General features: G+C 53.4%; 10 protein-coding genes. 2 read left to right on the forward strand and 8 right to left on the reverse strand.

Annotated elements, in window-relative coordinates; genetic code table 11:
• From IGR76_02170 to IGR76_02180, 3 genes are all read right to left on the reverse strand, one after another.
• The coding region (locus IGR76_02170) for a GNAT family N-acetyltransferase (protein MBF2077339.1) at window positions 1-267 on the reverse strand (267 nt) is incomplete at its 3' end.
• 813 nt (window positions 268-1,080) lie between these two features.
• A complete protein-coding gene (locus IGR76_02175; protein ID MBF2077340.1) occupies window positions 1,081-1,332 on the reverse strand; it encodes a TIGR02450 family Trp-rich protein in 252 nt (83 codons plus the stop codon).
• A 9-nt stretch (window positions 1,333-1,341) separates the two neighbouring features.
• Window positions 1,342-2,052: a response regulator transcription factor gene (locus tag IGR76_02180; protein ID MBF2077341.1), complete on the reverse strand. Its 711-nt coding sequence runs from the start codon at window positions 2,050-2,052 to the stop codon at window positions 1,342-1,344.
• Between the two features lie 412 nt (window positions 2,053-2,464).
• Between IGR76_02180 and IGR76_02185 the strand changes: the two genes are divergently transcribed.
• Complete coding sequence (locus IGR76_02185) at window positions 2,465-3,802, forward strand: efflux RND transporter periplasmic adaptor subunit (protein ID MBF2077342.1); 1,338 nt, start codon at window positions 2,465-2,467, stop codon at window positions 3,800-3,802.
• A gap of 45 nt (window positions 3,803-3,847) precedes the next feature.
• Window positions 3,848-6,973 (forward strand): efflux RND transporter permease subunit, encoded by a 3,126-nt coding sequence (locus tag IGR76_02190; protein MBF2077343.1) that lies wholly within the window; start codon window positions 3,848-3,850, stop codon window positions 6,971-6,973.
• Here the strand turns inward: IGR76_02190 and IGR76_02195 are convergent.
• The 5 genes from IGR76_02195 to IGR76_02215 all read right to left on the reverse strand — a co-directional run bounded on the left by IGR76_02195 (window position 6,970) and on the right by IGR76_02215 (window position 8,832).
• The gene (locus IGR76_02195) at window positions 6,970-7,143 is read right to left on the reverse strand and encodes a Rieske 2Fe-2S domain-containing protein (GenBank protein ID MBF2077344.1); all 174 of its coding nucleotides are present in this window, start codon (window positions 7,141-7,143) and stop codon (window positions 6,970-6,972) included. The two genes, IGR76_02190 and IGR76_02195, sit on opposite strands and share 4 nt — an antisense overlap.
• 3 nt (window positions 7,144-7,146) lie before the next feature.
• Window positions 7,147-7,383: a hypothetical protein gene (locus tag IGR76_02200; protein MBF2077345.1), complete on the reverse strand. Its 237-nt coding sequence runs from the start codon at window positions 7,381-7,383 to the stop codon at window positions 7,147-7,149.
• Window positions 7,384-7,455: 72 nt separating this feature from the next.
• Complete coding sequence (locus IGR76_02205; protein MBF2077346.1) at window positions 7,456-7,836, reverse strand: hypothetical protein; 381 nt, start codon at window positions 7,834-7,836, stop codon at window positions 7,456-7,458.
• A complete protein-coding gene (locus tag IGR76_02210) occupies window positions 7,811-8,008 on the reverse strand; it encodes an FAD-binding oxidoreductase (protein ID MBF2077347.1) in 198 nt (65 codons plus the stop codon). The genes IGR76_02205 and IGR76_02210 overlap by 26 nt, the downstream gene beginning before the upstream one ends.
• Before the next feature lie 92 nt (window positions 8,009-8,100).
• Entirely contained in the window at window positions 8,101-8,832 is a 732-nt protein-coding gene (locus tag IGR76_02215) for a hypothetical protein (GenBank protein ID MBF2077348.1), read from the reverse strand.
• Between the last annotated feature and the right edge of the window lie 140 nt (window positions 8,833-8,972).

Below are 8,972 nucleotides of genomic sequence, written 5' to 3' on the forward strand. Positions count from 1 at the left end.
ACTGAAATTTACCATGCCTCTCCTGCCCGCAACCCCTCTTTCATGCAACAACGCCCCTCGACCGCGATAGGTTTGGTGCACAACGACTTGGCTGATTCGTCCAACATGGCATAGCCGAGGTTTGTCGGACTGGGCAAAGGTGAGCGTGCCGATGACGGTGTTCCCTTCGCAGGCAACCAGCATGAAATGATGATTTGTGGATTGGCGAATTTGTTGCTGGATTGCTTCTAAAGAGACGAGGGGAAGTTCAGCCGTCCAGTAGGCCACCCGTTTGTCGTTGATTAGGGTGTAAATCTGGTTACAGTCATGGAGACCAGCTCATCGAATAGAAATTGTGGATGAATTAGACGTTGTGTTCTGATCGTTGGACGGCAAGTAGATCCTAGAGGATTGAGATGATGAATTTGGTAATTGGGGAATGGTTATCGCCTGAGATGACATAGAAACCTCCAGGTGTAGAGTGAATACTTTAGTGCAGGATGTACGGATTACCCCGATAGATCAACGATAGGCTGAGAGAGGTAGCAGGTAACGACGTCGGGGTAGGGAAGGCGATGGGTCGTCCTCGATAACAGCCACTAGCGGCTTATACTGCTGTCGATCGGATAGAAGGAGACAAACGACAGGGTAGACCTCGATAGACGAGTTGAAACAGTTTTCGTCGGGCAAGAATCGCTGATGGTGTATCGGTTGATGATGGAGTAGATTGGTTTTGGGATGTTAGGAGTTGCATGATGATGGTGGGTGGATCACACAGAGGATTGATTCCTCTAACAGTTGATAGACTCCATATAGCCAAGTCAAAATCTCGAAACATCCCATAAATGTCACGTTTTGGACATTACAAATGTCATAGACGGGATTCTGGGAAATTCACCTTCAAATATCACCCAATTGGGTGATTCCTCTGCACCACACGCTTAGCGATCGTGTGCTGTGGCAACCTAAGGGTTGGTTAGGACGGGGTGTAGGGTGGAACCCCTCCGTGGGAGCCGTGCCCTCACTCCCCCTTTTCCTTAACAATCTCTTGCACTGCTATAGACCTGTGGAGGACGGCAGAGAGAGAGGCCAAATTCATAATTAACTTGACACCTGTTGGCTTTGTAAGTCCTGCAGGGGTGTCCAGCCCGCCTGCCAAAGCGATCGCTCCTTCAACGATTTGGCATTGATCCAAAACCGCACACTGGGATCGCAAGCGGCCACCATTTCAGCAAACACGATCGCCCCTTCATTCTTACGGTTCACGACTTGGAAATGTCGCCAGCCCCAGGTTTCCTGCTGGGCTGTCCATTTCGAACCAACGAGATGGGGAAATTTCTGTTTCTTTGCCATATCTGTAAACTAACGCACCAACCCAGATCGAAGTGCCCTGACTGCGGCCTGGGTTCGATCTGCGGCACAGAGCTTATTCAAGATGTTACGAACGTGGGTCTTCACCGTGCCAACCGTAATGTAAAGCTGTTCGGCGATCGCCGCATTGCTCTGACCTGCCACAATCAGTTCCAGTACCTCCATTTCCCGTTCCGTTAAGGGATCGGATTCCAACAGTTTTTCATACTCTGGGGTGACAGCATCAATGGTCGTTTGGGATTCCTCGCTGTCTGTTGGGGTTGGGGTTTGCTGGGCTTGCTGGAGCACAATGCGAGCGATCGCCGGATCAATCCAAGCTTGTCCCTCATGGGTAGCCTGAATGGCCTCAACCAATTTTTCAACGGCGACATCCTTTACGCTGTAGGAGTCGGCTCCTGCCGCAAATGCTGCCAAAACGGCCTCTTGATTGTCGTGCATACTCAGAATGAGAACCCGGGTTGGAGATTCCACATCCTTTTGAAGCTCCTTAAGTTGGCGAGTGACTTCAATACCATCAATGTCTGGCAGCCCAATATCGATGATCGCGATATCGGGTTGCTCCCGATGGATAACATCTAAACCCTGCTGACCATTAGCGGCCTCCCCCACAACTTGAATACGTTCATGCTGCTGGAGCGCTGTCTTCAACCCGATGCGAGCCAGGTCATGATCTTCGATTAGTACAATCCGAATCTTACTCATAGTTGGGAACTGCGTCGAACGCTATGCAAAGGTCTCTGATGGCTGCTTATGACAGTATCACCTATATTCATGCCTTTCAAACTGAGAGAATATCGGCCTTTCATGGATTTTTCGGGGAGGAGAACGCAAAGAAAACTTCCTGAATTTCAACGTTGAGTTGAGGATGTGCCGCTGAATCAGGGAATCCCTCATTGGCTCTAGACCTGGAATTGAAGAGACTAATGGAAGGTATCGGCTGCACCAGCGTCGAGCAATTAGCAAAGTGGCCTATTTATTCATCTCATTCTGGTAGGTTTTGAGCCATAATAGGGGATGTAAACAAATGTTAACAGTCTGAAAGTCTATCGTTTGAAGGCGTCATCCCGTTGAAGTAGATGCCTTCTTCCACCCACGACAACAGGGAATGAACGGCGTGAACGAGAATCTGAACCTTAATGACGTCCAACTGCAGGAACCGCTTTCCGTACCGACCCCAGCCTATGACTCTGTCCCATTCGAGGATGAGCGCATGGCTCCCCCAACCCAGGGATGGCGCATACCCAGTGGTCTTTGGTTAGGCCTGGGTATGGGTTTGGTGATCGGGGCAGGTGCGGTAGGTATCTTGCTTTCGGGTAAGGGTGAGCCTGCTACCGCCGAGCCAACTCAGCCGACCGAACAAGCAGTTGCCCAAACCGTTACGGCAGCGACGGTGGAATCGGCTGCGGTGAACCGCACACTGCAAACCACGGGTACCGTGATGGCCTCCGATTTGCTGCCGATCACGCCCCGGGCATCGGGACTGCAAATTCGCCAGGTCATGGTGGACGAAGGTGATAGTGTCACAGCGGGGCAAGTGTTGGCGGTACTGGATGATTCCGTGGTGCGATCGCAAATTGCCGAAGCGGAGGCCAGTCTGGAGTCGGCGCGGGCAATGGTGCAACAGCGGCAGTCTGCCTATGCCCAAGCCGAGGCAACCCTGCAAGAAGCGGAAGCTAACCTACAGCGGTATGACACCCTGAGTCAGGAAGGAGTGGTCAGTCGCCAAGAGTACGACAGTCGGGCGACGGCCACCACGACTGCACGGGAATCGGTTCAGGTAGCAGCAGCCGATATTCGCAGTGCCGAGGCTCAGGTTCGCAGTGCCGAAGCTCGCCTCCAGCAACTTCAGACCCAGTTAGAGCAGACCTTGGTGATTGCGCCTGCGGATGGCATTGTGGCCGAACGCAATGCGCGAGTGGGGGATGTGTCGTCTAGCTCTGCCCCGCTGTTTTCCATCATTCGCGATCGCCTCCTAGAACTCCAGGTTAAGGTTCCCGAAACCCAGCTTTCCCAGATTCCGGTGGGGGCAGGGGTAGAGATTTCATCGGACGCGGATTCCCGGATTCAGCTTCAGGGACGAGTCCGTGAGATTGCTCCATTGGTTGATTCGCAAACCCGCGAAGCCACGGTCAAGATTGAGTTGCCGAGTTCGTCGCTGTTGCGGGCGGGTATGTTTCTCCAGGCCAATATCGTCACATCGAGCGCTTCGGGATTGGTGGTTCCGGCTCAGGCCGTCTTACCCCAACCTGACGGGACGATGCGGGTGTATCGGATCATGGAGGGCGATCGCGTTGAGGCGGTTACGGTCGAAGTGGGTGAGATCATGAATCCCAACCTTGATCGGCAATCGGCGACGATGGAAATTCTCTCCGGTCTAAATGCAGGCGATCGCGTCGTTGTGTCCGGGGCTGGCTACCTCAACGATGGTGATCGGGTGGCGATCGCGAACTAATTCCCAATTTTCCACGCTCACGGACGCTTCTACTGGTCAGACACTATGCACTTTTCCGCCTGGTCGATTCGTAAACCCGTTCCCATTCTGGTGGCGTTTTTGGTGATGCTGCTGGCGGGCTTGCTGTCCTTTACCCAGCTTGGCATTGATGACACGCCAAACATTGATATTCCAGCCGTTTCCGTGACCGTGACCCAAGCGGGGGCAGGCCCCACCGAGTTAGAGTCGCAGGTGACGAAAAAGGTGGAGGATGCCGTTGCCGGGGTGGGGAATATCGATGAGATTAACTCCGTCGTCAACGATGGTATTTCCACGACCACGATTACCTTTATTTTGGGCACCGACAGCGATCGCGCCACTAATGACGTGCGGAATGCCGTTGCTCAAATCCGTCAAGACTTGCCTCCCGACGTCACGGAACCCGTGGTGCAACGCCTGGAGTTTGCGGGCAGCTCCATCATGACCTATGCAGTTTCGTCTGAGCAGCGATCGGTTGAGGCTCTGAGCGATCTGGTCGATCGCACGATTAGCCGAGCCTTACTCTCCGTTCCCGGTGTGGCGAAGGTGGATCGGGTCGGTGGAGTGGATCGCGAAATTCGGGTGGATCTGAATCCGGATCGCCTGAAGGCGTTGGGCATTACAGCTACCCAGGTTAACGATCAAATCCGAGCGCTGAATGTGGATCTCCCTGGTGGCCGTTCGGATGCAGGTAGCACCCAAAACAATATCCGCACCCTCGGCAGTGCAAACAGCGTGGAAGCCTTGGAATCCTACCGGATTGCATTGCCGAACGGAGGATCCGCACCGTTGAGCAGTTTGGGCACGGTGAAGGATGGCACCGCAGAACCTCAGCAATATGCCCGCTTTGTCGATTTGATTGCAGACGGCTCGGACGCAACACCGCAATCGGTCGTGGCCTTCTCGGTATTCCGAAGCACAGGCAGTACCCTGGTTTCGGTGGAAGAGGCCGTGCGGGCGGAAGTGGCGAAATTACAGCCCACTTTGCCAAAGGATGTGCGTTTGCAGCTAATCGTGACCCAGGCCGATGCCATTCGGGATTCCTACAAAGCAACGCTAGACGCCCTGATTATGGGATCAGTCCTGACGGTGATTGTAGTAGGGGTATTCCTGCGAGATTGGCGACCCACGCTAATTACGGCTCTGGCCTTACCGCTGTCGGTTATTCCCACCTTTCTGGTGATGCGATCGCTCGATTACACCCTAAACGGCATGACCCTGCTGGCGTTGGCGTTGGCAATGGGGAACTTAGTGGACGATGCCATTTGCATGATCGAGAACATCGATCAGCACGTGCAAATGGGTAAATCTCCCTGGCGGGCATCGTTGGATGCATCGGCAGAAATTGGCTTAGCGGTGGTTGCGACTACGGCAACCATTGTGGCGGTGTTCGTTCCGGTGGCCTTCATGGGCGGCATTCCCGGTCAATTTTTCCAGCCCTTTGGGATTACCGTTGCCGTTGCGACCATGTTCTCAACCTTGGTGGCCTGTACGATGACACCGATGCTGGCGGCGCGGCTTCTGCGTTCCAAGCCTGCGTCTAAACCGAGCCGAAATCGGGAGGCGACGTTGGCAAATACCTCCCAGCGACGATTTCAGCCCTATCGGGCACTCCTGACCTGGGCCTTGCGCCATCGCCTGTTAACCCTTGCCCTTGCTCTCATCTTCTTTGTGGGTAGTCTGCAACTGGTGCCGCTGATTCCTAAAGGACTGTTTAATGCGGGCGATCGCGGCCTCAGTACCGTTGCGATTGAATTGCCTCCTGGTTCGACGTTGGCGGATACGGATCTCGTGGCTCAACAAACAACCCAGCTTCTCCAATCCCACCCTGCCGTTCGATCGATGCTGATCGAGGTGGGAACGGGCAGTACGGATGGGGTAGATACGGGCAAGATCTCTGTTAATTTGAAGCCGAAGGGCGATCGCACCCAGTCGCAGCAAGAGTTTGAAACCCAGATGCGATCGCAGTTTCAAGGAATTCCAGGAGCGCGAGTGCTGTTCCAATCCCAAGGGGCGGGGGGCAGTTCAAAAGATCTAAACATCATTCTCAAAAGCGATAATGCTGCCGCCCTAGATCAAGTGGCTCAAGCCTTAGAGCAACAGATGCGAGACTTGCCGGGATTCGTAGATGTAAGTTCCAGCGCTAGCCTGGTGAAGCCGGAAATTCTGATTATTCCCAATCGGGAACGAGCGGCAGATTTGGGCGTATCGGTTCAATCCATTGCTCGAACGGCGTCCCTGGCAACGATTGGGGATACGGAATCAAACCTGGCTAAATTCGATCTGCCCGATCGCCAAATTCCCATCCGCGTTCAGCTAGATCCTGCAACCCGCACCGATCTCAGCACCCTCCGCAGTTTGGAAGTTCCCACCCAGAGTGGCTCGCTAGTGCCCATTTCAGCCGTGGCAGACATTCGCTTTGGCAGTGGCCCTGCAACCATTGAACGATTCGATCGCGCCCGCCAAGTTACGTTTGGGGCAAACTTGGAAGGTCTATCCTTAGGGGATGGGTTGGCGATGGTGGAACAACTGCCTGCCCTTCAGTCCCTCCCTCCGGACGTGGAACAGCAACCCTCCGGGGATGCCGAGATCATGCGCGATGTGTTCTCTCGCTTTGGCTTGGCTCTGGCAACGGCCATTATCTGCATCTACGCGATCCTGGTGTTGCTGTACAACAACTTCCTCTATCCCTTCACCATTCTGACGGCATTGCCTCTCTCCCTGGGTGGTGCGCTCATTGCCCTGATGGTGACGCAGAAAGAGTTAGGGCTATTCGCCCTGATCGGGATCGTTCTCCTGATGGGATTGGTGACCAAGAATGCCATCCTGCTGGTGGACTGCGCCCTCGCAAACGAACGCGATTTTGGAATGCCCCAATACAAGGCGGTGCTTGAGTCTGGCGTGTCGCGTCTGCGTCCGATCCTGATGACCACCCTCTCAACGATCGCCGGAATGGTGCCCATTGCCCTCGAACTGGGAGCAGAAGCGGAGACCCGCAGTCCAATGGCGATCGCCGTCATTGGGGGCATGATCACCGCAACCTTATTGACCTTGGTGGTGGTTCCGGTGATCTTCACCTATGTGGATAGCTTCCAGGCACGTGTGCGGGGGCTATTGGGCGATCGCGCCTCCGCGAACGTTGAGCTGAGCTAGGTTCTGGACGGGGGGCCGTGAAGAACTTCGCCATCACAGCTAAAGCGGCCTCCGTGACAGGGACAATCCCAACTTTTCTCAGCATCGTTCCAGTTCACAATGCAACCGAGGTGGGTGCAGACGGGGGAAACTGTGTAAATTTCCCCGGTTTCATCCCGGTACGCCGCCACTTTTTAACCGTCGAGGGTAACGATTTTTCCCTCTCCCATGGCGATCTCATCCAACGAATAACGCTGTAGTCCTTTGAAGCGATCGCCAATCCAGTGCAACCCCACATCCATGTTTTGCTTCAAGGATTCTTGGCTGACAAAGGGCGTGGCTCGTAGAGAGTCGTAGAGGGATGCCCAAGGATTTTCAATCCCTAGAATTTGATCCGAGAGAATCAGTCCTGCCAATGTTCCTTTGGTCATTCCCCAAAGGCTAAAGCCAGTCGCTACGTAAATGTGCTCATTAAACGGCGAAAGTTTACCGATATAGGGAAGCTAATCGAAGGATACAAAATCCTGACTTGACCAACAATAGGCGATTTCAGTCACCCCAAAGCGCGATCGCGCATAGTCTTCTAAGCGCTGGAATCGTTCTTCGGTGGCGTGGACAACGCCTTGGGAGGTAATCCCTTGACAGGGATCGTGACAGGGATCGCCCTCATTCACCTCTGTAACGCGAGTCTTTTCAAAGACATAGTTCGATTCATCGGCGATCGCCCGCGCGAGATGGAGTAAATATTTACGAGGATGGAACTGCGCCTGCTGATCAAAGGCAACGGCTCCCTCAATGGGAAAGGGAAGAGATGTCTCTTGCACAAACGCTGCTAGAAGTCCAAGTTTTACCGCTGCTTCAACTTCGGCCTTGAATGACGGCAACGGTTTTACCTGCCTGCTTGAGCTGATAGGCCGTTGTAAGGCCAGCAATGCCTGCACCAATAACCGCGACATCCACGGAAACACCGTCAAATGTTTCTCGGACAAGCGAGGGGAAGGGGGGTGTCGTTGTAGATTCAATCCAGAAAGATAAGGAAGGGGAACAACTAGCCATAAATAAAGATATTCTGTAGGAACGCTACAGATACCTTACTGATTTATGGCGGTCGCCCTCATCCATCAGCGGATTGAGTCTACTCCCTCTCTTCAGATAGACATTATTGATCCATTGTCTTGTTGAATCTTCCGTAGGTAGAACCGATTCGCAATGTGTCCTAGGGAAAAGAGCAGCGTTGCGTTACTGGTTGCCCCCACCATCACCCCTATACCGGGAAGGGTTTCAATGATACTCAGTCCACTTTTAATGATTCCCGACCCACCAAATGAGAGAGCATAGATTGCAAGCGCTTCTCCCCGTCGAGTCGGCTCATTGAGCGAGAATCCGTAGACTGCCGCAATTTTGTAGATCATTTCAGCTTGGAGGGCTGATACTGCCGCTAAATCAACGGCAAAGAGCCCTAGGGCAAAGGGGGGAATGATGTTGGTCACTAACCCGACTCCGCCACCTGCGATCGCCGTTTCTTGAATCACGCGATGGACAAGTTGCTCGGCAGTCTCTGTCGGGTGTTTCAGCCGCAAGGCGTCTACGTATTCTTGAACTTTAGCCACGTTGACCTGACCCAGGGCAGCCATTAGCCATTTCAGACCGGGAACTTTAGTTGCAAACTGCACCACGGGATTTTCGGCAATGGGGGTGGCGATCCGTCCTACGGTTTCCGTGCCTTGTTCAACGATGCGCTGGAACGGAGCCAGCAGCATATCTTCGAGGGCACCCGCTGTATGCTGAGCGGTACGAGTGGCGGTGTTAAATGCTTCTGTCAAGGAGGCGATCGCCTGATTGAAATTTTCGGTGCAGGTGGGTCGGGAATTAGTAGTCATACGTTAATAATAAACCTAAGTCTTTCAAGTCCTTTGCGAAACAAGTTTTATCCTAAAGGCTTGCGGCTTTGTTGCATGAATAGAAAAAAGGTAGAGAAGCCTTGAGATCAGGTTCGTTTTAGGCTTCAAGCTTGTCGCTA

Origin of the sequence: Synechococcales cyanobacterium T60_A2020_003 (genome assembly GCA_015272205.1) — a bacterium.
In the GTDB taxonomy this organism is placed as follows: Bacteria; Cyanobacteriota; Cyanobacteriia; order RECH01; family RECH01; genus JACYMB01.